Source organism: Streptomyces sp. S063, from assembly GCF_002832675.1.
Lineage (GTDB): Bacteria > Actinomycetota > Actinomycetes > Streptomycetales > Streptomycetaceae > Streptomyces > Streptomyces sindenensis.
Genome location: NZ_CP021707.1, coordinates 6,157,783 through 6,180,570, shown reverse-complemented (window position 1 = coordinate 6,180,570; position 22,788 = coordinate 6,157,783). Strand labels below are relative to the sequence as shown.

At 72.0% G+C, this 22,788-nt stretch carries 22 protein-coding genes; 6 read left to right on the top strand and 16 right to left on the bottom strand.

The features are described from left to right. The first annotated feature begins 122 nt into the window (after positions 1–122). Complete coding sequence (locus CCZ36_RS28250) at positions 123–572, top strand: adenylyltransferase/cytidyltransferase family protein (protein ID WP_006128276.1); 450 nt, start codon at positions 123–125, stop codon at positions 570–572. Here the strand turns inward: CCZ36_RS28250 and CCZ36_RS28245 are convergent. The 10 genes from CCZ36_RS28245 to CCZ36_RS28200 all read right to left on the bottom strand — a co-directional run bounded on the left by CCZ36_RS28245 (position 541) and on the right by CCZ36_RS28200 (position 10,106). Continuing rightward, a complete protein-coding gene (locus CCZ36_RS28245) occupies positions 541–1,278 on the bottom strand; it encodes a CDP-alcohol phosphatidyltransferase family protein (RefSeq protein ID WP_128818831.1) in 738 nt (245 codons plus the stop codon). The genes CCZ36_RS28250 and CCZ36_RS28245 overlap by 32 nt on opposite strands. Positions 1,279–1,368: 90 nt before the next feature. Then, on the bottom strand, positions 1,369–1,722 hold the full coding sequence (mnhG, locus tag CCZ36_RS28240) for a monovalent cation/H(+) antiporter subunit G (protein ID WP_006128274.1): 354 nt from the start codon (positions 1,720–1,722) through the stop codon (positions 1,369–1,371). Next, complete coding sequence (locus tag CCZ36_RS28235; RefSeq protein WP_069741363.1) at positions 1,719–2,057, bottom strand: monovalent cation/H+ antiporter complex subunit F; 339 nt, start codon at positions 2,055–2,057, stop codon at positions 1,719–1,721. Before CCZ36_RS28235 ends, mnhG begins: the two co-directional genes overlap by 4 nt. Next, positions 2,054–2,683, bottom strand: coding sequence for a Na+/H+ antiporter subunit E (locus CCZ36_RS28230; RefSeq protein WP_069736910.1), 630 nt, complete (start codon positions 2,681–2,683; stop codon positions 2,054–2,056). The genes CCZ36_RS28235 and CCZ36_RS28230 overlap by 4 nt, the downstream gene beginning before the upstream one ends. Beyond that, positions 2,680–4,332 (bottom strand): Na+/H+ antiporter subunit D, encoded by a 1,653-nt coding sequence (locus CCZ36_RS28225; protein ID WP_069736909.1) that lies wholly within the window; start codon positions 4,330–4,332, stop codon positions 2,680–2,682. The genes CCZ36_RS28230 and CCZ36_RS28225 overlap by 4 nt, the downstream gene beginning before the upstream one ends. Beyond that, entirely contained in the window at positions 4,329–4,946 is a 618-nt protein-coding gene (locus CCZ36_RS28220) for a Na(+)/H(+) antiporter subunit C (protein ID WP_069736908.1), read from the bottom strand. The genes CCZ36_RS28225 and CCZ36_RS28220 overlap by 4 nt, the downstream gene beginning before the upstream one ends. Continuing rightward, entirely contained in the window at positions 4,943–7,846 is a 2,904-nt protein-coding gene (locus CCZ36_RS28215; RefSeq protein ID WP_128818830.1) for a Na+/H+ antiporter subunit A, read from the bottom strand. Before CCZ36_RS28215 ends, CCZ36_RS28220 begins: the two co-directional genes overlap by 4 nt. Positions 7,847–7,997: 151 nt before the next feature. Then, positions 7,998–8,429: a (4Fe-4S)-binding protein gene (locus CCZ36_RS28210; protein ID WP_069736906.1), complete on the bottom strand. Its 432-nt coding sequence runs from the start codon at positions 8,427–8,429 to the stop codon at positions 7,998–8,000. 85 nt (positions 8,430–8,514) lie between these two features. Then, the gene (locus CCZ36_RS28205) at positions 8,515–8,916 is read right to left on the bottom strand and encodes a RidA family protein (RefSeq protein ID WP_069736905.1); all 402 of its coding nucleotides are present in this window, start codon (positions 8,914–8,916) and stop codon (positions 8,515–8,517) included. Beyond that, positions 8,913–10,106, bottom strand: coding sequence for an acyl-CoA dehydrogenase family protein (locus CCZ36_RS28200; RefSeq protein WP_128818829.1), 1,194 nt, complete (start codon positions 10,104–10,106; stop codon positions 8,913–8,915). Before CCZ36_RS28200 ends, CCZ36_RS28205 begins: the two co-directional genes overlap by 4 nt. A 150-nt stretch (positions 10,107–10,256) precedes the next feature. Here CCZ36_RS28200 and CCZ36_RS28195 point away from each other — a divergent pair, with 150 nt between their 5' ends. Continuing rightward, positions 10,257–11,957 carry an AMP-binding protein gene (locus CCZ36_RS28195; protein WP_069741358.1) on the top strand — a complete coding sequence of 567 codons (1,701 nt, stop codon included), beginning with the start codon at positions 10,257–10,259 and terminating at the stop codon, positions 11,955–11,957. A gap of 9 nt (positions 11,958–11,966) precedes the next feature. After that, on the top strand, positions 11,967–12,785 hold the full coding sequence (locus tag CCZ36_RS28190) for a PaaX family transcriptional regulator (protein WP_128818828.1): 819 nt from the start codon (positions 11,967–11,969) through the stop codon (positions 12,783–12,785). A 36-nt stretch (positions 12,786–12,821) separates the two neighbouring features. Here CCZ36_RS28190 and CCZ36_RS28185 read toward each other — a convergent pair whose 3' ends face one another. Then, positions 12,822–13,400: a DM13 domain-containing protein gene (locus tag CCZ36_RS28185; RefSeq protein ID WP_128818827.1), complete on the bottom strand. Its 579-nt coding sequence runs from the start codon at positions 13,398–13,400 to the stop codon at positions 12,822–12,824. A 213-nt stretch (positions 13,401–13,613) separates the two neighbouring features. On the opposite strand from CCZ36_RS28185, the gene CCZ36_RS28180 reads away from it, so the two are divergent. Further along, complete coding sequence (locus tag CCZ36_RS28180) at positions 13,614–14,444, top strand: GNAT family N-acetyltransferase (RefSeq protein WP_069736900.1); 831 nt, start codon at positions 13,614–13,616, stop codon at positions 14,442–14,444. Beyond that, positions 14,441–14,881 (top strand): hypothetical protein, encoded by a 441-nt coding sequence (locus tag CCZ36_RS28175; RefSeq protein ID WP_079149520.1) that lies wholly within the window; start codon positions 14,441–14,443, stop codon positions 14,879–14,881. Before CCZ36_RS28180 ends, CCZ36_RS28175 begins: the two co-directional genes overlap by 4 nt. Here the strand turns inward: CCZ36_RS28175 and CCZ36_RS28170 are convergent. Beyond that, a complete protein-coding gene (locus CCZ36_RS28170; protein WP_237302755.1) occupies positions 14,868–17,159 on the bottom strand; it encodes a bifunctional salicylyl-CoA 5-hydroxylase/oxidoreductase in 2,292 nt (763 codons plus the stop codon). The genes CCZ36_RS28175 and CCZ36_RS28170 overlap by 14 nt on opposite strands. Positions 17,160–17,161: 2 nt before the next feature. Beyond that, a complete protein-coding gene (locus tag CCZ36_RS28165) occupies positions 17,162–17,989 on the bottom strand; it encodes an enoyl-CoA hydratase family protein (RefSeq protein ID WP_069741355.1) in 828 nt (275 codons plus the stop codon). A 297-nt stretch (positions 17,990–18,286) separates the two neighbouring features. Between CCZ36_RS28165 and CCZ36_RS28160 the strand changes: the two genes are divergently transcribed. Continuing rightward, positions 18,287–18,736 (top strand): ATP-binding protein, encoded by a 450-nt coding sequence (locus CCZ36_RS28160; RefSeq protein ID WP_069736897.1) that lies wholly within the window; start codon positions 18,287–18,289, stop codon positions 18,734–18,736. On the opposite strand, the gene CCZ36_RS28155 is transcribed toward CCZ36_RS28160, so the two are convergent. The 3 genes from CCZ36_RS28155 to CCZ36_RS28145 form a co-directional block, all read right to left on the bottom strand. Continuing rightward, positions 18,687–20,174, bottom strand: coding sequence for an amino acid permease (locus tag CCZ36_RS28155; protein WP_069741354.1), 1,488 nt, complete (start codon positions 20,172–20,174; stop codon positions 18,687–18,689). The two genes, CCZ36_RS28160 and CCZ36_RS28155, sit on opposite strands and share 50 nt — an antisense overlap. A gap of 213 nt (positions 20,175–20,387) precedes the next feature. Beyond that, on the bottom strand, positions 20,388–21,392 hold the full coding sequence (gene argF, locus CCZ36_RS28150; RefSeq protein WP_128818825.1) for an ornithine carbamoyltransferase: 1,005 nt from the start codon (positions 21,390–21,392) through the stop codon (positions 20,388–20,390). 104 nt (positions 21,393–21,496) lie between these two features. Further along, complete coding sequence (locus tag CCZ36_RS28145; RefSeq protein ID WP_069736894.1) at positions 21,497–22,732, bottom strand: arginine deiminase; 1,236 nt, start codon at positions 22,730–22,732, stop codon at positions 21,497–21,499. Between the last annotated feature and the right edge of the window lie 56 nt (positions 22,733–22,788).

Below are 22,788 nucleotides of genomic sequence, written 5' to 3'. Positions count from 1 at the left end.
GCTGTTCCCGGCGAGGAACAGCCCCCGTCGAGCTTATCCGTTCACGGCTTGCACAAGTGTTCTTCACAGTAAGGTCGTTGGAACATCACCGGATCACGTTCACCGTGGGGGGAGAGATACGGATGGTGCAGCACAGGGTGGGTTACGCACCCGGGGTGTACGACCTGTTCCACGTCGGGCACCTCAACATCCTGCGTCATGCCCGCAGTCAGTGCGACTACCTGGTCGCGGGGGTCGTGTCGGACGAGATGGCGGCGCTCGCCAAGGGCCATACGCCGATGATCCCGCTCCGCGAACGACTGGAGATCGTCCGCAGCGTCCGTTTCGTGGACGCCGCGTTCGTGGAGACCGTGCCGGACAAGGTCGAGACCTGGCAGCAGGTCCGGTTCGACGTGATCTTCAAGGGCGACGACTGGCGGGGCACGGAGAAGGGACTGAAGCTGGAGCGCGACTTCGCCGAGGTGGGCGTGGAGGTCGTCTACTTCCCGTACACCGTGCATACGTCCAGCACCCAGTTGCGCCGGGCGCTGGACGTCCTCGTCAACCGGCCCGGAGCGCTTTCAGCTCCCTGAACCACTTGGCGAGGAAGGCCGCCAGGAACAGCGTGTGCACGACCGCGAGCACGGCGTACCCGGCGCGGAAGGCCCCGGGTGCGCCGAGCAGCAGGAACACCAGACAGAACACCCCGTAGTCGGCGGGCAACAGGGCCACGGCCCACACCCGGGAAACGGGCACAGCCCGGGTCGCCGCCCAGGACGGCCCCCGCGCACTCGCCGCGGCCTTCCCGAGGTGTTCGCGCAGCAGCCCCGCACAGAAGGTGACCACGGCGGCCAGCTGGAAGCCGAGCGGCAGCAACAGCCACGCTTCCGACGGAAGTTCGCCGAAGCGGTAGAAGGAGATCAGGACCGCGGTGTGGACGAGCAGCAGCTTTCCGCAGTCCACGACATGGTCCAGCCACTCCCCGTCGGGCCCGCCCCGGCCGGTGAGCCGGGCGAGCTGCCCGTCGGCGGAGTCGAAGGCGAACCCGATCGCGAGGGCCGCGTAGACCAGGACGGCGAGCGTCCAGGACGGTTCGACGAGCGCGACGGCCACCAGCGCGGAATAGGTGAACAACGCGCTGACCAACGTCACTTGATTGGGCGTCAGCCCGGTCCGGTAGGCCATGGCCGCGAGCACGCGGCCGGCGGGCCGGTTCACGTACCGCGAGTAGAGCGAGACGCCCTTGGCGCTCTTCTGTGCGCCGCGCAATTCGCGCAGCACGGTGCCCGTGCTTCCCACTACGCCCCCCAGCGTCCGGCAGTGCCCGCATCATGGCACGCGGGCCCGGGGCCGTGGGGTGTTTGGCCGCGACGAGGTGGGAGTACGCGCCTACTTGCCGTCGGTGAGCTGCTCGTCGAGCTCGTCGAAGAGCAGTTCGCTGTGGTCCACCTGGCCGGTGCGGTACGCGGAGCGGGCCACCAGGTGCGAGGCGACCGGTCCGGTGAGCATCTGGAAGAAGGCGATGAGGGCGAGGGTGGCCAGTTCCATGCCGCCGCGCAGCCGCAGCGCGACCCCGGCCAGCACCAGGATGATGCCGAGGGTCTGCGGTTTGGTGGCGGCGTGGCTGCGGGAGAGGACGTCGGGCAGCCGGAGCATGCCGATCACCCCGAGCAGACAGGTCGCGGCGCCGATCAGGAGCAGGACGGCGCCGGCCGTGTCGACGATCTGGAGCCAGACGTTCACCGCGAGCCCTCCTGGGGGTCGTCGGAGTGCGGAGGGGAGCCGGCCGGGTCGCGGGGCCGGTCGCGTACGGCGATGAAGCGGGCGATGCCCACCGAGCCGGTGAAGCCGAGGAACGCCAGCACCAGCATGATCGGGAAGTAGAAGGGGTCCCGGGCGAAGGCGGACTTGGCACCGAGGCCCGCGATGATCAGGGCGGCACAGACGTCCAGTGAGATCGCCCGGTCCAGCATGGAGGGGCCGCGCCAGATCCGGGCCAGCAGCAGTCCCCCGGCGATGAGGACGAGGGCGACGGCGCAGATCAGCAGGGCCTGGTCGACGCGTTCGGGTGCGGTCACGGTGCGGGCCTCCCGGCGGCGAGCTGGGGCGGTGGCGGGGGTTCGGCGACCCGGGCGATCTCGTCACGGGTGCCGAAGGCCCGTACGGTCAGCTCCTCCATCCGCCACACCTTGCGGCGGGCGGCTTCGAGCTCCTCGGGCCGGTCGGCGTCCAGGACGTGCAGAAAGACGGTGGCCGTCGCCCGGCGCACCTCGATGACGGAGCCGCCGGGGACGTTGGAGACGGCGACGGCGGTGGCGGCGAGCATCAGGTCGCTGCGGCAGCGCAGGGGAACGCCGATGACGGCGGCCCGGTGCGGCAGGCCGAAGAAGGTCTGCCGGGTGACCTTCACTCCCGAGGTGTACATGTCGTGGAAGAGATAGCCCGCCAGGCACACGATGCCCCAGGGGCGGAGCCGCAGTCCGAGGTCGACCCGGGGCAGCGGGAAGGCCAGGCAGACGGCGACCGAGACGACCAGACCGGTCAGGACGTTGGCCCAGGTGAGGGTGGACCAGAGCAGCACCCAGATGAGGGTGAGCCAGACGATCAGCGGCAGGTCGAGCACCCGTCGTCGGCGGGTGCCGAACTCGAAGCTCAGGGGCGACAGATCGGCGTTGCGGAAGGAGAGGCCCAGAAGGCGTTTCACCGGCCCAGCACCTCCTGGATGTAGGGGGTCCGCTGAAGGAGTTCGACAGCGGTGCGGTCGGTGAAGGCGGTGAGCGGGTCGGCGAACACGGTGAAGGCGAGGCCGATCGCGATGGTGGCGGCGGTGGCAGCGATCATGGGGTGGGGCAGTCGGCTGGTGGTGGTGACGGCCCGTTCGTGCAGGGTCGCGACGACGGCCTGCCCGGCGGGCGGGGGCGTGGTCCCGATGCCCTCGTCGCCGGTGCCCGGGATGCGGTCGGGGCCTGCGTCGGTGTCGTCGTCGCTGTCGTCGCCGGACTCCAGGACGGTGCCGGTGGCGGCCTGGCCGGGCGGGGCGGCGCGCCAGAAGGCGAGGTTCCAGACCTTGGCGACGACGTACAGCGTGAGCAGGCTGGTGGCGGCCGAGCCGGCGACCAGGACCCAGGCCCAGCCGCCGCCGTCGGCGACGCCCGCGCGCATCAGGCCGAGCTTGCCGATGAAGCCGGAGAGCGGGGGGATCCCGGCGAGGTTCATGGCGGGGACGAAGAACAGGGCGGCGAGCATGGGCGCGGCCCTGGCCATACCGCCGAGCCGGGTCAGCTCCGTGGTGCCGCCGCGACGTTCGATGAGCCCGGCGACGAGGAAGAGCGTCGTCTGGACGGTGATGTGGTGGGCGACGTACACGATGGCCCCGCCGTACGCCTCGCGGGTGGCGAGGCCGATCCCGAAGACCATGTAGCCGATGTGGCTGATCAGGGTGAAGGAGAGCAGTCGCTTGAGGTCGGTCTGGGCGACCGCTCCGAGGATCCCGATGACCATGGAGGCCAGGGCGACGGCCATCAGGAGGTCCCCCAGGCGGTTGCCGGGGAAGAACAGGCTCTCGGTGCGCAGCATGCAGTAGACGCCGACCTTGGTGAGGAGTCCGGCGAAGACGGCGGTCACGGGGGCGGGGGCGGTGGGGTAGGAGTCGGGGAGCCAGGCGGCGAGCGGGAAGACGGCGGCCTTGATGGCGAAGACGGTGAGCAGCAGCGCCTGGATCAGGGTCCTCACGCCGATGGGGAGTTCGGCCAGCCGCACGGCGAGCTGAGCGAAGTTCGCGGTGCCGGTGGCCGCGTACGTCATGGCGATGGCGGTGAGGAAGAGCATCGAGGAGAACAACGAGATGATCACGTAGGTGGAGCCGGCCCGCATCCGCGGTCCGGTGCCGCCGAGGGTGAGCAGGACGAAGCTGGCGACGAGCATGATCTCGAACCCGACGAAGAGGTTGACGAGGTCGCCGGCGAGGAAGGTGCAGGAGACCCCGGCGACGAGGATCAGGTAGGCGGGGTGGAAGACGGCGAGCGGGGTCTCCTTGTCCCGGTCGGTCATGCCCTGGCCGAGGGAGTAGACGAGCACACAGAGGGTGATCGCCGAGGAGACCGTGAGCATCAGCCCGGAAAGCCGGTCGGCGACCAGGGTGATGCCGAGCGGCGGGGCGAAGTCGCCGAGGTGGACGGAGAGCGGGCCCTGCCGGTCGGCGGCGACCATGAGGATCGCCGAGAGCGCGGTGACGGCGGTGAGCACGGCGACGCTGATGAAGCGCTGGAAGCGCCCCAGCCGGGTGCCGAAGGCGAGGCTGAGTCCGGTGGCGCACAGCGGCAGCAGCACCGGCAGGGGGACGAGCGCGTTCATCCGTCGGCTCCTGGGTCACGGGGGTAGCGGTCGTCCGCCTTGGCGTCGCCGTCGCGGGCGTAGTCCTCCGGGTCGGCGCCCAGCACGTCGTTCCAGAGGTTGCCGGAGGCGTCGCGCCCCCGGGCCTGCCGGGCCCGGTCGGCGCGGAGCCGGTCGCGGAGCCGGCGGCGCTCCTCCCGGTAGCGTTCGCGCTCCTCGGCGGTGGGCTCGGCGCCCGAGCGGAACTCCTCGCGCAGCTGGGCTCGCTCGGAGAGCACTTCGGCGCGCAGCACGATGCGCCGGTCCTCCAGGTCGTCGTGGACCTCGTCGGTGCCGGTGATCTGGTGGCTGCGGTAGGCCATGGCCAGCAGGAACGCGGTGGTGGCCAGGGTGATGACGATGGCGGTCAGCGCGATGGCCTGGGGCAGCGGGTCGGTGACCCGACTCAGCGGCACCCCGTACAGCAGGGGTGCGGCTCCCGCCCGGCCGGTCGAGGAGAGCACCAGCAGATTGATGCCGTTGCTGAGGATGACGGCGCCGAGCAGGATGCGGGTGAGCGGACGGGTGAGCATGAGGATGCCGCCGACGGCGCAGAGGACGACGGCGGTGGCGATGAGCGAGGCGCTGACGATCACCGGAGGGGCCCTCCCGCCTCGGGTCCGCCGTCGGGGGTGAGGACGCCCGCGGCCCGTTCGATCTGCCGGTCGACTTTGGCGCCGAGGGCCCGCACGATGTCCAGGACGACGCCGAGGACCAGCAGGTAGACGCCGAAGTCGAAGAGGACCGACGTGCTCAGGTGGTACGTGCCGAAGACCGGCAGGTGTCCGTAGTACGTGAAGGCGTGCAGGACGGTGCCCTCGCCGAGTCCGAGGAGGGCAACCCCGGTGGAGATGAAGAGTCCGAGGCCGGTGAAGAGGCCGGGCTGGAGGGGGGCCGCCTCGGCGAGTTCGAAGCGGCCGCCCGCCAGGTAGCGGGTGATCAGGGCGACCCCGGCGACGAGCCCGGCGACGAAGCCGCCGCCGGGCAGGGACTCGGCGCAGAACAGGAGATAGACCGAGAGCACCAGGATCGGGTGGAACAGCAGCCGGGCCACGACCTCGAAGACGATCGAGCGGTGTTCGGGGGCGAGGGTGGCCCCGGCGGCGAGCCAGCTGCGTTCGGGGGCCGCGTCGTCGCCCTGCGGCAGCCGGGAGGAGTGGTGGGCGGTCAGGGACCAGGCGGTACGGCCCCGCAACTCCTCCTGGGCCATGGAACCCTCGCTGCGGCGGTGCAGGTAGATGAGGCTGGTGACGCCGACCGCGGCGGCGGCGAGCACGGCGGACTCCCCCATCGTGTCCCAGGCGCGCAGGTCGACGAGGATGGTCGCGACGACGTCCTTGAGCCCGTGGTCGGCGACTTCCTGGACCATGGCGGTGCCGGCCGGTTCGGCGGTGCGCGCGGCGGCGGCGACCCACATCCCGACGCCGACGGTGGCGGCCGCCGCGAGCGCCACGGGGATGCGGATGGCCCGCCGCCAGATACTCACGGTCTCCTGGAAGTGGACGGGCATCCGGCGCAGCACCAGCACGAAGACGATCATCGCGACGGTCTCCATACAGAACTGGGTGAGAGCCAGGTCGGGCGCGCCCTGGACGACGAAGAGCAGCGCCGTGCCGTAACCGGTGAGTCCGGCCAGGACGACGCCCTTCATGCGCCGCCGGACCGTCAGGCAGAGCAGGGCGGCGGCGCAGGTCAGGGCGGCCACGGCGCCCTGGAGCGGGTTGTCCCAGACCCGGGGCCGTACGGCACCGTCCCAGGGGGTGTCGACCATGAGGACGGCGAGCTGTCCGCCGAGCATGACGAGCAGGGTGGTGGCGAGGTACACGGAGAGGGAACCGCGCTGGATGAAGCCGGTGACCTGGAGGGCGAGACGTTCCTGCCCGAGGAGCAGATGCCCGAAGACGCTGTCGGCGGTGGGCCAGGCGATCCGCCGGGAGAGCCGGGTGACCCTGGTGCGGCCGAGGAAGAGCACGGTGCCCGCCGCCCAGGCGGCGGCCGACAGCAGCAGGGCGAGGCCGAATCCGTGCCAGAGGGCAAGGTGGTACGGGTCCGGCTCGGCCGGGAACGTGTCGGCGTAGGCGCCCAGCAGCCGGTCCGTCCACCCCACGCCGGGCCCGAGGACCAGGCCGAGTACGGCGAGCAGGGCGGGCGGGGCGAGGAAGGCCCGGCCGACGGAGTGGACGGGGGTGTCGGGGACTCCGCGCTTGCGGGCGAAGGCGCCCCAGACGAACCGCAGGGTGTACGCGGTGGTCAGCGCGGAGCCCGCGACGACGACGGCCAGCGCCCACCGCTCGGCGGCCGACCCGTGGAGCAGCGCCTCGATCGCGGCCTCCTTCGCGGCGAAGCCGAGCAAGGGCGGCAGGGCGGCCATGGAGGCGGCGGCGAGTACGGCGACCGCGGCGACGTACGGCAGCGAACGACCGACCCCGGAGAGCTTCCGCAGGTCACGCGTGCCGGCGGCGTGGTCGACGATGCCGGTGACGAGGAACAGCGGGGCCTTGAAGAGGGCGTGGGCGAGGATCATCGCGACGGCGGCGAGCGCGGCGTCGCGGTTGCCGGTCCCGGCAAGCAGGGTGAGGAAGCCGAGCTGGCTGACGGTCCCGTAGGCGAGGACCAGCTTGAGGTCGTTGAGGCGCAGCGCCCGCCAGCCGCCGAGCAGCATGGTCGCGCCGCCGAGGACGAGGACGACGGGTTTCCAGACGGGGACGTCGGCGAAGGCCGGGGCGAGCCGGGCGACCAGGTAGACACCGGCCTTGACCATCGCGGCGGCGTGCAGATAGGCGCTGACGGGGGTCGGCGCGGCCATGGCGTTCGGCAGCCACATGGAGAACGGCCAGATCGCGGACTTGGAGAGGGCCCCGCACAGCACGAGGACCACGGCGACCGACACGGCGAGGGTCGTCCCGGGGGGATCGGCGACGATCGCGGAGATCCGGTAGGTGCCCGCGGCCTGACCGAGGATCAGGAAGCCGACGAGCATGGCGAGACCGCCGAAGGTGGTGACCACCAGGGCCTGGAGGGCGGAGCGGCGGCTGTGCCGGTGTTCGCTGCTGTGGCCGATCAGCAGATAGGAGAAGACCGTGGTCAGCTCCCAGAACACATAGAGCGTGATCAGGTCGTCGGCGAGGACGAGGGCGAGCATCGCGCCCGCGAAGGCGAGGAGGTTCCCGGCGAACCGGCCCAGTTGCGGGGTGTCGTCGGTGAAGTAGGAGGCGCAGTAGAGCAGGACGAGCGCGCCGATCCCGGCGGCGAGCAGCACCATCAGTTCGGCGAGCGCGTCCAGCCGCAGGTCGAGGGTGACGCCGTAGTCCGGGATCCACTCCCAGGTCCAGGTGTCCGCGCCGCCGGACGCGGCGGTGTTCCAGCGGGTGAGGGCCCAGACGGTGGCGGCCACCGGGGGCAGCGCCAGCACGACGAAACCCCGTCGGCCGAGCCGGTGCACCAGCGGACCCGCGCAGGCCGCCAGCGCGAAGTGGGCGACGATGAGCGCGATCACAGCCGGGTGTCCGGGTCGGGCGGCGGGGCGTCCGGAGTAAAGGGCACCAAATACAGATATATCCCTCGGAGCGATTCACCCGTCCGGCGCGCCGCGCGCCCCCCGGTCCGCTGTGTTCGAGGTTCGGGGGCCCGGGGCCCGGCCTTGGGTCTCAGCCGTGTCCGGCGCAGCGTCCGCTGTGGTCGCAGTACGGCGTGTTGGCGGTGGCGCCGCAGCCGCAGAGCATCACCCGGGTCTCGTGGCGGGGGCCGTACGGGGTGGCGACGTCGAGGTCACCGCGCACGTGGAGCACGCCGTCGGCATGGAGCGACACATGGGTGGGAACGTCGGGGACCTCGTCGGGCATGCCGTCGGTGCGGTGGTACTGGAGGGCGCCGCTCGGGCAGCGGTGGATGACCTCGGCGACCTCGTCGGCGGGGGCGTTGTCGGGCTGGACCCACGGGCGGCGGTCGACGTCGAAGACGGTGGGGAGCCCGCGCACGCACTCGGCGGCGTGCAGGCAGCGGTGCGCGTCGAAGCCGACGACGATGCCCTCGCCGTCGTAGGACTTGGCGGCGGGGCGCGGAGGCGGCTGGCTGGTCACCGCTGACTCTCCCGGGTCGGCTCGGTATCCGGACCCCTCCAGCCTCGCCCCGGTACCCCGCCGCCGCTACTCGGGGGCCGGGCCCTCACGGGAGGACCGCGACCCCGTCGATCTCGACCATCGCCTGCTCGTCCCAGAGCCTGGCGACGCCGATGACGGCCATCGCCGGGTAGTCGCGCCCCGCCAGTCTGCGCCAGATCCGGCCCAGTTCGGCGGAGTGGGAGCGGTAGTCGTCGACGTCGGTGGCGTAGACGGTGACCCGGGCGAGGTCCGCGGGGGCGCCACCGGCCGCGTGGAGAGCGGTGAGCAGATTGCCGAGTGCGAGCGCGAACTGCTCGGGCAGCGTGGCCCCGACGACCTTGCCCGCCGGGTCGAGGGCGGTCTGTCCGGCGAGGAAGACCAGGTGGCCGCCGGTGGCGACGACCGCGTGGCTGAAGCCGGTGGGCGGGGAGAGTTCGGCCGGGTTGATCCGGTGGGACGGGCTCATGCGGGCGGCTCCTGGGTCGTGGGCTCGGACGGCTGCGCGGAGGCGGACCGAGCGGAGGAGGTGGCGGGATCCTGGGCGGCGTTCGCGTACAGCTCCTTGGCGATGATGGTGCGCTGCACCTCGCTCGCGCCCTCGTAGATGCGCGGCGCGCGGACCTCCCGGTAGAGGTGTTCGAGCAGATGACCCCGGCGCAGGGCGCGGGCGCCGTGGAGCTGGACGGCGGTGTCGACGACGTACTGCGCGGTCTCGGTGGCGTACAGCTTGGCCATCGCCGCGCGGCGCGGCACCCCGCTCTCCCCCGCGTCGTACGCCGCTGCCGCCGCGTGGACCAGCAGGCGGGCGGCCTCGGTGCGGGTGGCCATCTCGGCGACCTGGTGGGAGACGGCCTGGAGGTCGCTCAGCGGGCCGCCGAACGCGGTGCGGTGGGCGGTGTGGTCCAGGGTCGCGTCGAGGGCGGCGCGGGCCATCCCGACGGCGAAGGCCCCGACGCTGGGGCGGAAGAGGTTGAGGGTGTTCATGGCGACCCGGAAGCCACGGTCGGGTTCGCCGAGCACGTCGTCGGCGGTGACCGGTACACCGTCGAACTCCAGGGTGCCGATGGGGTGCGGGGAGAGCATGTCGAGGGCGGAGCCGGTGAGTCCGGGGCGGTCGGACGGGACGAGGAAGGCGGTGATGCCCCGGGAGCCCGCGCCGGGGGTGGTGCGGGCGAAGACCACGGCGAAGTCGGCCTCGGGGGCGTTGGAGATCCAGCACTTCTCGCCGGTGAGCCGCCAGCCGACGGCGGTGTGCTCGGCGGCCAGGCTCAGGGCCGCCGCGTCGGAGCCCGCCCCCGGCTCGCTCAGCGCGAACGCGGCGACGGCCCGCCCGGCCCGGACCTCGGGGAGCCAGCGTTCGTGGTGGGCGGAGGTGCCCGCCTGGACGATCGGAGTGGCGCCGAGGCCCTGGAGGGCGAGCGCGGTCTCGGCCTCGGTGCAGCCCCGGGCCAGCGACTCCCGCAGCAGGCACAGGTCCAGCGCACCGGATCCGAGCATCCGGCCGAGGAGGCCCAGCTCGCCGAGTGCGGCCAGCAGGGGGCGGTTGACCCGCCCGGGCTCCCCCTTCTCCGCCAGCGGGCGCAGCTTTCGCACGGCGAGCGTACGGAGCTCCTCGCACCAGGCGGTCTGTTGCGGTTCGAGGGAGAATGCCGTCATGGCGGCGCCTCTCTTGTCGCGTCGTGTCGCGTGCCCCGTCGCGTCGGGTGGCATCTCGTCGCGTCATATCGCACGCCCTGGCTTATCGCGGACCGTTGACTACCGTCACCCAAACGATACGCTCCAGAGGCGACAAGGGGGCGATCCTTCATGGAGCCGAATTCCTCGCCGAACACGCCCACAGCCGCCGCCGACGCGTCCGTACGCGTCCCCGGCGCGCCTCACGAGCCGGCCGGGCGCGCCGCCGGCGCCCATACCGACACCTTCGCGCGCGACCATCTCCCACCGCCGGAGCAGTGGCCGGAGCTTCTCCTGGACGATCCCGCGCCGCGTTACCCCGACCGGCTGAACTGCGGACACGAGCTGCTGGACCGCACCGTCGAGGAGTACGGCGCCGACCGTCCCGCGCTGCGCTCCGGCGACGGGGGCGTCTGGAGCTACGGCGAGCTGCGGGAGACCGTGGACCGCATCGCGCAGGTGCTGACGGACGACCTGGGCGTGGTGCCGGGCAACCGGGTGCTGCTGCGCGGGCCGACCACGCCCTGGCTGGCCGCCTGCTGGCTGGCCGTCATGAAGGCGGGCGCGGTCGCCGTCACCGTACTGGCGCAGGCGCGCGCCGCGGAGCTGGCCACCATCTGCTCGCTGGCGCGTATCGGCCACGCGCTGTGCGACGCCCGGTCCGTGGAGGATCTGGCGGCGGCGGACGTGGACGGGCTGCGGATCACCCTGTTCGGCGGGGACGGGCCCGACGACCTCACCCGGCTGGCGGAGGGCAGGAAGGGTCCGTACCGGGCGGTGGACACGGCCGCCGACGAGGTCGCGCTCATCGCGTTCACCTCGGGGACCACCGGGCGCCCCAAGGGCTGTATGCATCTGCACCGGGATCTCCTGGCCATCGCCGACACCTTCTCCCAGCACGTGCTGCGCCCCTCGGCCGACGACGTGTTCGCGGGCAGCCCGCCGCTGGGCTTCACGTTCGGCCTGGGCGGGCTGCTGGTCTTCCCGCTGCGGGCCGGGGCCTCGACGCTGCTGCTGGAACAGGCGGGCCCGCAGCATCTGCTGCCCGCGCTGGCCCGGCACCGGGTCTCGGTGCTGTTCACCGCGCCGACGGCCTACCGCACGATGCTCGGCCAGTTGAACGGCCACGACCTGTCGGCGCTGCGGCGCTGTGTGTCGGCCGGGGAGAACTTGCCGGAGGCGACCTGGCGGGCCTGGTACGAGGCCACGGGGCTGCGCATCATCAACGGCATCGGGGCCACGGAGCTGCTGCACATCTTCATCTCGGCCGCCGACGACGCGATCCGGCCGGGCATGACGGGGGTGCCCGTGCCGGGCTGGCAGGCCCGGGTGGTGGACGAGCAGGGGGAGGAGCTGCCCGCCGGCGAACCGGGGCTCCTCGCGGTGCGCGGCCCGGTCGGCTGCCGCTATCTCGCCGACCCGCGGCAGACGGAGTACGTCCGGCACGGCTGGAATCTGACCGGAGACACCTTCGTCCGCGAACCGGACGGCTACTTCCGTTACGTGGCCCGCGCCGACGACATGATCATCTCCTCCGGGTACAACATCGCGGGCCCCGAGGTGGAGGACGCCCTGCTGCGCCATCCGGAGGTCGCGGAGGCGGCCGTCGTGGGCCGGGTGGACGAACTGCGCGGCGAGATCGTGGTGGCGCACGTGGTGCTGACCGAGGGCTCGGTGCAGACGGCGGACTCGCTGCGCGCCCATATGAAGGCGAATCTGGCTCCGCACAAATGCCCGCGCGTCTTCGTGTTCGAGGAGTCCCTGCCGCGCACCGCGACCGGCAAGCTCCAGCGGTTCCTGCTCCGGGAAGACCTCCGGGAGGACAGAGCCTAAAGTGATCACGTGGCCGAGTTGCGCACCCCCCGCTCCCTGATCATCACGCTCTACGGCGCCTATGGCCGTCCGGCGGACGGTGCGCCGTTCGCGGTGTCGGAGCTGATCCGTCTGCTGCACGCCGTGGGCGTCGACGCCCCCTCCGTACGCTCGTGCGTCTCGCGGCTGAAACGGCGCGGGCTGCTGGTGGCCGCCCGGGCGGCGGACGGCTCGGCGGGGTACGCGCTCTCCCCGGACGCCCGGCAGCTGCTGGACGACGGGGACCGGCGGATCTACCGGCACCCCGCGCCCCGCCTCGCCGACGGCTGGGTGCTCGCGGTGTTCTCCGTTCCCGAGGCGGAGCGCAGCAAGCGCCACGTGCTGCGCTCCCGGCTGGCCCGGCTGGGCTTCGGCACGGCCGCGCCCGGGGTGTGGATCGCGCCGGCCGGACTGTACGAGGAGACGCGGCACACCCTGGAACGGCTCGAACTCGCCCCGTACGTCGACCTGTTCCGGGGCGAGCACCTCGGTTTCGCCGCCACCCGCGAGGCGGTCGCCCGCTGGTGGGACCTGGACACGGTGGCGCGCCTGCACCACGACTTCCTGGAGCTGCACGAGCCGGTGCTGCGCGACTGGGAGGCGTCCGGGGCCGACGGCGCGCCCCGCCCGCAGACCGCCTACCGTGACTATCTGCTGGCGCTCGACTCCTGGCGGCGACTGCCGTACGCGGACCCGGGTCTGCCGGCGGAGCTGCTGCCGGCGGACTGGCCGGGCACCTGGTCGGCGGAGGTGTTCGGCCGGCTGCACGAGCGGCTGCGGGACGCCGGGGAGCGGTTCGTACGGCAGTGAGGGTGCGGCGGCCGGAGACCTCCCGCGCGTCGGCCGTCAGACGCGGGCCAGTTCGGCAGCGCCGAAGGAGACGCTGAACCGGTCGCACCAGATGCTGACGCTGGTGAAGTCTGCCGGGTCGAGACCGGCGGGCAGCCGGTAGTTGTGGGAGCCCTTGTTTCCCTTCAGCTTGCCGAGGCTCTCATGGCGCCCGTCGTCGAAGACGAACCAGCCTGCCCGCCCCTCCTTCACCGGCGCGTCGGTCAGCCACACCCGGAGATCGGGGCCGTTGCTGGTGTCGAGGTCCTCCAGCCTCACGATGTGCCAGCCGTCGGCGAGCCGGAGCAGCCGCACCGTGCCGGAGGTGGTGTGCTCATGGCTGATCAGATCGCCGGAGGCCACGGTCACCGGCGCGGCCTGTTCGGGGCTGGGAGTCTTCTGCGGCTTCGCCGACGGGCCCGCGGAGGTGTCAGCCGGTTCCGCAGCCGCCACGTCGGGCAGGGCTTCCTGAACCGTGTCGTCCTGCCAGAGCGTCCACGGCTTGAACCAGTAGAGCCCCACGCCCACCAGCGCCACGGCCACCACCAGGGCCCCCGCGACCATCGGCCGCGTCAGCGTTCCCCGCACCCGTCCCATTGCTGCTCCTCCGCTACGTCGGCCGACCAGGCACACCGGCTCCGGACCACCCATCCAACCCGACCGGCCCCGCCCATGGCGATGGCCCCCACCTGACGAAAGTCTTACGGCATCACCGCCGCCGGGCGCCGGGGGCTCTTCGTGCGCGGGTGGCGCTCGCGTACGAAGGGGAAATCCAGGTGCCCCGGCCTCCCGGCCTTGGCACGATGAGGCATGACCTGGACCTTCACCCCCGACGTCGACGTGTTCCTCGCCTCGGCCGGCCCGTCGCTCGCCGCGCGGCCCGTCGAGCACACGGTGGCGCTGACGGTCACCGAGCGGCTGAGACGTTCCGGTGCCCATCACTACGGGGACGACGATCCGCTCCTCGGCTGGTGGCGTGGGGCGGACGGGGTGGTGGCGGGGACTTTCGTGCGCACCCCACCTCACGCGGCGCTGCTGAACGCCGTGCCCCCCAAGGCGGTGGGGCCGCTGGTGGAGCTCCTGGGGGCGGGTCCCGACCTCGACGGCGTCAACGCGGAACCGGACACCGCGGCGCTGCTGGCCGTCCGGCTGCCGGGCTACCGGACCGAGCAGGCGCAGCGGCTGTACCGGCTGGGCACGCTGCGGGCGCCGTCTCCCGCGCCGGAGGGCCGGTCCAGAGTGGCGACGCGGGCGGACCGGGCGCTGCTGGTGGCGTGGGTACAGGGGTTCGCCGACGCGACCGGGCAGTCCAAGTCCTCAGCGGAGTGGCTGGTCGACGAGGGCACGGAACGCGGGTCGCTCACCCTCTGGGAGAGCGGCGGTACGCCGGTGGCCCTGGCGGGGCGCACCCGGATACTGGCGGGCACGGTGCGGGTGACGTTGGTGTACACCCCGCCGGGGTTCCGCGGCCGGGGGTACGGGGCCGCCGTGGCGGCCGAGGCCTCGCGGGCCGCCCTGGCGGAGGGCGCGGCGGAGGTCCTGCTCTTCACCGACCTCGCCGACCCGACGAGCAACGGGGTGTATCTGCGCATCGGTTACGAGCGGGTGGCGGACCGGGTGCAGTTGAGGAGGGACATGTGACGGCGGAGTCCGTGACACCCGAGCCGATGTGGCTCGTCGCGGCGAACGTGGTGCGGTGGCGACGGTACGGGGACGCCGGGCAGGAGTTGCGGCCGGGGACGAAGTCGTACCGGGGCGGGGCGAAGGTGTACGTCGTCGACACCTACCCCGGCATGGGGCACGAGCAGGTGACCACCGTCGGGCGGGCCCGCACCGGCCGGTGGATCACCGTCGACACGGGCTCACGTCATCTGCACACCTTCCGGGCGCAGTTGGCGTACGCGCCGGCCGTGCTGCGCCGCGCCGAGGCGGTCGGGGTCCGACCGCAGACCCGGGAGGAGGCCGAGGCGCTGGCCGGACTGCTGGAGCGGCTCGCCGCCGGGTACCGCGAGAGCCACCACGGCGCGCCCCACCCCACACCGTGCCGCTGCCACACGTGCCTGGTCACCCCAGCGTGAGCCGGGGCTTGGGCCCGTCGGTGCGGCCGGTGGGCGGGGTGCGGCTGCCCGCACCGTACGGGAGGGGCCAGGGTGCGCCCGGTCCCGTGTAGCCCTGTTCGGCCGCCGCGTGCAGGGTCCAGTGCGGGTCGTACAGGTGGGGGCGGGCCAGGGCACAGAGGTCGGCGCGGCCCGCCAGGAGCAGGGAGTTGACGTCGTCCCAGGAGGAGATCGCGCCGACCGCGATGACGGGGACGTCCACGGTGTTGCGGATCCGGTCGGCGTACGGGGTCTGGTAGGAGCGGCCGAACTCGGGGCGCTCCTCGGGCACGACCTGGCCGGTGGAGACGTCGATGGCATCGGCCCCGTGCTCGGCGAAGGCGCGGGCGATCGTGACGGCGTCCTCGGCGTCGGTGCCGCCCTCGGCCCAGTCGGTGGCGGAGATCCTGACGGTCATCGGCCTTTCCTCCGGCCAGACTTCACGCACGGCGTCGAAGACGTCGAGGGGGAAGCGGAGGCGCCCTTCCAGGGAGCCGCCGTAGGCGTCGGTGCGGTGGTTGGTGAGCGGGGAGAGGAAGCCGGAGAGCAGATAGCCGTGGGCGCAGTGCAGTTCGAGGACGTCGAAACCGGATGCGGCGGCACGCCGGGCGGCCTCGACGAACTGCTCGCGCACGGCATCCAGTCCGGCCCGGTCCAGCTCGGCCGGGACCTGGCTGACACCGGGGGTGTACGGCAGCGGGGAGGCGGCTGCCAGGGGCCAGTTGCCACTGTCCAGGGGCTCGTCGATGCCCTCCCACATGAGCTTGGTGGAGCCCTTGCGGCCGGAGTGGCCGAGCTGGACGCCGATGGCGGCCCCGGGGGCGGAGCTGTGGACGAAGTCGGTGATCCGCCGCCAGGCCAGGGTCTGTTCGTCGTTCCACAGACCCGTGCAGCCGGGGGTGATGCGGCCTTCGGCGCTGACGCAGACCATTTCGGTCATGGTGAGTCCGGCGCCGCCGAGCGCGCGGGCCCCGAGGTGGACGAGGTGGAAGTCGCCGGGGAGCCCGTCGGTGGCGGAGTACATGTCCATGGGTGAGACGACGACCCGGTTGCGCAGTTCCAGGCCGCGCAGCCGGAAGGGGGTGAACATCGGCGGGGTGCCGGGCGGGCAGCCGAACTCCTCCTCGACGGCGACGGTGAACGAGGCGTCACGCAGCCGGAGGTTGTCATGGGTGACCCGGCGGCTGCGGGTGAGCAGGTTGAACGCGAAGCGCCGGGGCGGCTGATCGACGTAGTGGGTCAGCTCCTCGAACCAGCGCAGACTGGCGGCGGCCGCGCGCTGGGTCGAGGCGACGACCGGGCGGCGCTCGGCCTCGTAGGCCGTCAACGCGGACGGCAGGTCGGGTTGCTCCTCGATGCAGGCGACCAGGGCCAGGGCGTCCTCGACGGCGAGTTTGGTGCCGGAGCCGATGGAGAAGTGGGCGGTGTGGGCCGCGTCGCCGATGAGCACGGTGTTGCCCTGGGACCAGCGGGAGTTGGTGACCGTACGGAAGGCGAGCCAGGAGGACCGGTTGGAGCGAAGGGGGCGGCCGTCGAGGGCCTCGGTGAAGAACTTGGCGCAGCGGGTGGTGGATTCGGACGGGTCGCAGGTGTCGAGTCCGGCGGCGCGCCACACCTCCTCGCGCATCTCGACGATGACGGTGGAGGCGTCGGTAGCGTACGGGTAGCCGTGCAACTGCATGACGCCGTAAGGCGTTTCGGCGATCTCGAAGCGGAAGGCGTCGAGCGCGAAGTCGGCGGCGAGCCAGATATAGCGGTTGCGGTGTTCGGTGATGTCCGGCCCGAAAGCGTCGGCGTGCGCGGCACGGGTGGCGCTGTGCACCCCGTCGGCGGCGATGACCAGGTCGTGGTGGGCGGCGAGCTCGGCGGCGGGCGGGGCCGGGGTGCGGAAACGGAGGTCGACGCCGAGGCCGGCGCAGCGCTCGTGGAGGATCTCCAGGAGCCGGCGGCGGCCGAGGGCGGCGAAGCCGTGTCCGCCGGAGGTGTGGGTGCGGCCGCGGTGGACGATGTCGATGGTGTCCCAGCGGACGAACTCACCACTGAGGGCGCGGTAGACCTCGGGGTCGGCGTGTTCGATGCCGCCGAGGGTCTCGTCGGAGAGGACGACGCCGAAGCCGAAGGTGTCGTCGGGGGCGTTGCGCTCGAAGACGGTGACCTCGCGCTCCGGGTCGAGCTGCTTGAGCAGGGACGCGGCGTAGAGCCCGCCTGGGCCGCCGCCGATGACCGCGATGCGCCGTACGGGACCGGTGCCGCGCGCCACGGCTACCGCCCCTGCCACTTCGGGGCCCGCTTCTCGGTGAAGGCGGCGTGGAACTCGGCGTAGTCCTCGCCGTGCATCAGGAGGGCCTGGGTGTTGGCGTCCAGCTCGACGGAGGCGGCGAGCGGCATGTCCAGCTCGGCGGTGAGCAGGGCCTTGGTCTGGGCGAGCGCGAGAGCGGGGCCGTCCGCGAGGCGGCGGGCCAGCTCGGCGGCGCGTTCGTCGGCCTTCCCCTCCTCGGCCAGCTCGCTGATCAGGCCGATCCGCTCCGCCTCGGGGGCGCGGACGGCGTCGCCGAGCATCAGGAGCCGGGTGGCGTGGCCGAGGCCGACGACCCGGGGCAGCAGGTAGGCCGCGCCCATGTCGCCGCCGGAGAGGCCGACCCGGGTGAAGAGGAAGGCGAAGCGGGCCGAGGGGTCGGCGACGCGGAAGTCGGCGGCGAGGGCCAGGACGGCTCCGGCCCCCGCCGCGACCCCGTGGACGGCGGCGACGACGGGGAAGGGGCACTCCCGCAGGGCCCGGACGACCTGTCCGGTCATCCGGTTGAAGTCGAGTAGCTGCGCGGTGTCCATGGCCAGGGTGGCGCCGATGATCTCGTCGACGTCGCCGCCGGAGCAGAAGCCGCGCCCCTCCCCGGCGAGGACCAGGGCGCGGACGGAGCGTTCCCGGGAGAGCTCGGCGAGGAGGTCGCGCAGATCGGCGTAGGCGCCGAAGGTGAGCGCGTTGAGTTTTTCGGGTCGGGAGAATGTGACGGTTGCCACACCGTCGTCCCGGGTCAGCCGGAGATGACGCCATTCCTCGGTGCTCGGGGCCGAGCTGGGAAACGGGCTCATGGAGGGGTCCCCTTCAGCGATCGGGCTGGTGCCGGCCGTGCGCGGGTCGCGTTCCGCCTCCGAAGTTATCACTCATGCGTGACTGCCGTCACGAGGTCGCAATACCGCATCCATGAGACTGTTGTGGCGAAAGTCCCCTTTGCTCCGGCCGACCGCCCCTATGGCTGGGCCGGAACGGTTCGTAAGGTTGAAACCAGGAAGTCTCGTCACGAGTACGACGTGAACCCGAGAAGACGCGTACGCGAGGGCCGAGACCTCCCGCTTCAGGAAGACCCGCTCCCGAACGGAAACCCTGCCGTGCCGCCCGATGTCCCCGTTCCCGCTTCCTGGCGCATCGCCCTGCCGCACTCCACCGCGGCCGTGCCGATCGCCCGGGCCCTGATCCGTACGGCGCTGTCGGACATCGACGCCCCGGCCGACAGTGACACCGCCGAACTCCTGACCGCCGAACTGGTGGCCAACGCGGTCGAGCACACCCTGGGCGGCGAGCCCATCGAGCTGGTCGTGGAGCTGCTGCCGACCGGCTGCCAGGTCGAGGTGCACGACCGCGACCCCGCTCCGCCGGGCGACCTCTCCCGGCCGCAGCCGGGCTTCGAGGTCGACCCCTGGCAGGAGCACGGCCGCGGCCTGTTGCTGATCCGGACCCTCAGCTCCGCGTGCGGTCACCGCACCACGGAGCAGGGCAAGGCCGTCTGGTTCACGCTTCCGGCGATACCGGCGCAGCCGGGTCCGTCACCGGGGAGCTGACCAGCCGGGAGCGCTTGCGGCCGTAGCCGGCGTACAGAAGCGAGCCGGCGGCCAGGAAGACCGCGAACTGGACCCAGGTCGTCCAGCCGGTCCCGTACATCAGATACAGGCAGAACGCGACGCCCAGCAGCGGGCTGACCGGGTAGAGCGGGACCCGGAAGGTTCGCTTCAGCTCGGGGTTGCGGCGACGGAGCACCACCACCGCGACGTTGACGGCGACCATCGTGGCCAGCGTGCCGATGGTCGTCAGGTTCACGACGACGTCGAGCGAGACGAAGGCGGCAGGGACCGCGAAGACGCAGGCGACGATCCAGGTGTTGGCGACCGGGGTGTGGGTCGTGGGCGAGACCCGTTCGAAGACACGCGGAATGAGCCCGTCGCGGGACATCGACATCAGGATGCGGGTCTGCCCGTACATCACGGCCAGCACCACCGAGGCGATGGCGACGACCGCGCCGAAGGCGATGATGCCGCCGCCCACCGAGGAGCCGGTGACCTCGTTGACGGCGATCGAGAGAGCGGCGCTCTTGTTCGCCACGTCGTCCGAGCCGATCGCGCCGATGGCGGAGAGCGCCACGGCGCAGTAGAGCAGGGTGACGACGCCGATGCAGATCAGGATGGCTACGGGGATGTTGCGGCGGGGGTTCTTGACCTCTTCGCCCGCGGTGGTGATGGCGTCGAAGCCGATGTAGGAGAAGAACGCGAGCGACGCGCCCGCGGTGATCCCGCCGAGCCCGTGGGTGGCGAACGGCATGAGGTTGTCGTCCTGGAACGCGCTGAACGCCACCGCGCAGAACGCGACCAGGATGCCGATCTTGAGAACCGCCATGGCGGCGGTGGCCGTGGCGCTCTCGCGGACGCCGCGCACCAGCAGGGTGGCGGCCATGGCGATCACGACGACGGCGGGCAGGTTGACCACACCGCCGTCGCCGGGCCCGGAGGACAGGGCGGCGGGCAGTTCCCAGCCGAACAGGCTGTTCAGCAGCTCGTTGACGTACTGGCTCCAGCCGACCGCGACGGCGGAGACCGAGACGCCGTACTCCAGCAACAGGCACCAGCCGACGAGGAAGGCGGTGCGCTCGCCGAGGGCGGCGTACGCGAAGGAGTAGGAGCTTCCGGAGACCGGGATGGCGCTGCCCAGCTCCGCGAAGGACAGGGCGGTGAAGATGCAGGTGATCGCCGCGAGGACGAACGAGATCACGACGGCGGGGCCGGCCTCGGCGACGCTGTCGGAGAGCCCGACGAAGATGCCGGTGCCGACGATCGCGCCGACCCCGAAGCAGACGAGCTGGAAGAGCCCCATCGTGCGCTTGAGGCCGTGGCCCTCCAGGTCGCCGCCGGATTCGGCGATGAGCTGCTCGGGGCTCTTGCGGCGCAGGCCCGACGGGTGGGGGCCGGAGGGCTTCGGGGTGCCGGATCGCGGCAGACCGGTGCTCATGCGGGACGTTCTCATCTCTGGTGGTGCAGTGGGGGGAGGCCCGTGCCCCGGGTGTGGCGGCACAGGTAAGGGGCTCGGGCCCTGCGAGGGGTCTCCCCCGGGTCCGAACCCCGCCAAGAGCCGACATCGTAGCCACCGGCACGCATGTTCACCCAATCGGGCGCATGAGCATGCGAACCCCTTACCCCGTATGCGTATGGCTCTCGCGCGGGGCTACTTCCCGGCGAGCGTCGCCACCAGCACGGCCTTGATCGTGTGCATCCGGTTCTCCGCCTGGTCGAAGACGACGGAGTGCTCCGACTCGAAGACCTCGTCGCTGACCTCCAGCTCGGTCAGTCCGTACCGGGCGTGGATGTCCCGGCCGATCCGGGTGCCGAGGTCGTGGAAGGCCGGCAGGCAGTGCAGGAACTTCACGTCCGGGTTGCCGGTGGCCCGCAGGACGTCCATCGTCACGGCGTAGGGCCCGAGGGCGGCGATGCGCTCGGCCCAGACCTCCTTGGGCTCCCCCATGGAGACCCAGACATCGGTGGCGACGAAGTCGGCGCCCGAGACGCCCTGGACCACGTCACCGGTGAGGGTGATGGTCGCGCCGCTGATCTCGGCGATCTTCCGGGCCTGCGCCACGACCGCCTCGTTCGGCCAGTACGCCTCGGGGGCGACGATCCGGACGTCCAGGCCGAGCAGGGCGCCGGTGATCAGGTAGGAGTTGCCCATGTTGAAGCGGGCGTCGCCGAGGTAGGCGAAGGCCGTCCCCGTGAGGGGCCCCTCGCGGCACTCGGTCATGGTGAGGACGTCGGCGAGCATCTGGGTGGGGTGCCAGTCGTCGGTGAGCCCGTTGAAGACGGGCACGCCGCCGTGCGCGGCCAGCTCCTCGACGGCTTGCTGGCTGTCGCCCCGGTACTCGATCCCGTCGAACATCCGGCCCAGCACCCGGGCGGTGTCCTTCACGGACTCCTTGTGGCCCATCTGGGAGCCCGCCGGGTCGAGGTAGGTGGTGAAGGCGCCTTGGTCGGCGGCGGCGACCTCGAACGCGCAGCGCGTACGGGTCGAGGTCTTCTCGAAGATCAGCGCGATGTTCTTCCCGCGCAACCGCTGGACCTCGACCCCGGCCTTCTTGGCCGCCTTGAGCTCGGCGGCCAGCGCGACCAGGCCGAGAAACTCCTCGGAGGTGAAGTCCAGCTCCTTGAGGAAGTGGCGGCCGGTGAGGTCTATGGCCATGATGACTGCTCCTGGGTCCGGCGGGGATCGACGCGCTGCGCACAGCAGGACTGGAAGTGTATACGACGTCTCGCATCTCTATACAGCCCCCTTCCGCCGACCGCTCACGCCACGGGGTCCCGCTCCACCGGGCAGCTCATACAGCGCGGCCCGCCGCGCCCCCGGCCGAGCTCGCTGCCCCGGATCTCGATCACCTCGATGCCCTGCTTGCGCAGATAGGTGTTGGTGGTGGCGTTGCGCTCGTACGCGACGACGACACCGGGCTCGACCGCGAGCACGTTGCAGCCGTCGTCCCACTGCTCGCGCTCGGCGGCGTGCACGTCCTGGGTGGCGGTGAGCACCCGGATCTCGTCGAGGCCGAGGGCGGCGGCGATGGCCCGGTGCATGTGCTCCGGAGGATGGTCGGTGACCTTCAGTTCGCGGGGGCCGCTGCCGGGCTCGATGGTGTACGAGCGGAGCATGCCCAGACCGGCGTACTGGGTGAACGTGTCGCCGTCGACCATCGTCATCACCGTGTCCAGGTGCATGAACGCGCGGGCCTTCGGCATGTCCAGCGCCACGATCGTGCGCGCCGAGCCGGCGTCGAAGAGACCGCGGGCCAGCATCTCGACCGCCTGCGGGGTGGTGCGCTCGCTCATGCCGATCAGGACCGCCCCCTGCCCGATGACCAGGACGTCGCCGCCCTCGATGGTGGAGGGGTAGTCGTCCTGCCCCTCCGACCAGTGATGGAAGACGCCTGCCTCCGGGCCGGTGAAAAGGGGGTGGTGGCGGTAGATGGCCTCGAAGTGGACGGTCTCGCGCTGCCGGGCGGGCCAGCGCATGGCGTTGATGGAAACCCCGTCGTAGATCCAGGCGGAGGTGTCCCGGGTGAAGAGGTGGTTGGGCAGCGGGCCGAGGAGGAAGTCGTCCAGGTCCATCACATGGAAGCGGACGGAGGTCGGCTCGCTGTGCCGCTCCAGGAACTCCCGTTTGGTCATGCCGCCGACCAGGGCCTCCGCCAGCTCCGCCGCGGACAGCTGCTCGAAGGCGGCCCGCAGATGCTCGGTGGCGAGCGGGCCGTACTCCTTCTCGTCGAAGACCCGGTCGAGCACGAGGCGCCGCGCGACCGGGATGTCGAGGGACTCGCGCAGCAGATCGCCGAAGAGGTGCACGGCGACCCCCCGGTCACGCAGGACGTCGGCGAACCCGTCGTGCTCCTCCCGGGCGCGGCGCACCCACAGGACATCGTCGAACAGGAGCGCGTCCTTGTTCCTGGGGGTGAGCCGCTTCAGCTCCAGATCGGGGCGGTGGAGTATGACGCGGCGCAGCCGCCCGGCTTCGGAGTCGACATGGAATCCCATGCCCTCATCCTCACCGCGCGGAGCACCGTTCACCCCGCGAATCGCCTATCCGTTGG

Coding starts and splice junctions, on each gene's coding strand:
- CCZ36_RS28250 (WP_006128276.1), top strand. CDS start 123: ATGGTGCAGCACAGGGTGGGTTACGCACCCGGGGTGTACGACCTGTTC.
- CCZ36_RS28225 (WP_069736909.1), bottom strand. CDS start 4,332: ATGAACGCGCTCGTCCCCCTGCCGGTGCTGCTGCCGCTGTGCGCCACC.
- CCZ36_RS28205 (WP_069736905.1), bottom strand. CDS start 8,916: ATGAGCCCGTCCCACCGGATCAACCCGGCCGAACTCTCCCCGCCCACC.
- CCZ36_RS28200 (WP_128818829.1), bottom strand. CDS start 10,106: ATGACGGCATTCTCCCTCGAACCGCAACAGACCGCCTGGTGCGAGGAG.
- CCZ36_RS28195 (WP_069741358.1), top strand. CDS start 10,257: ATGGAGCCGAATTCCTCGCCGAACACGCCCACAGCCGCCGCCGACGCG.
- CCZ36_RS28185 (WP_128818827.1), bottom strand. CDS start 13,400: ATGGGACGGGTGCGGGGAACGCTGACGCGGCCGATGGTCGCGGGGGCC.
- CCZ36_RS28180 (WP_069736900.1), top strand. CDS start 13,614: ATGACCTGGACCTTCACCCCCGACGTCGACGTGTTCCTCGCCTCGGCC.
- CCZ36_RS28165 (WP_069741355.1), bottom strand. CDS start 17,989: ATGAGCCCGTTTCCCAGCTCGGCCCCGAGCACCGAGGAATGGCGTCAT.
- CCZ36_RS28155 (WP_069741354.1), bottom strand. CDS start 20,174: ATGAGCACCGGTCTGCCGCGATCCGGCACCCCGAAGCCCTCCGGCCCC.
- argF (WP_128818825.1), bottom strand. CDS start 21,392: ATGGCCATAGACCTCACCGGCCGCCACTTCCTCAAGGAGCTGGACTTC.
- CCZ36_RS28145 (WP_069736894.1), bottom strand. CDS start 22,732: ATGGGATTCCATGTCGACTCCGAAGCCGGGCGGCTGCGCCGCGTCATA.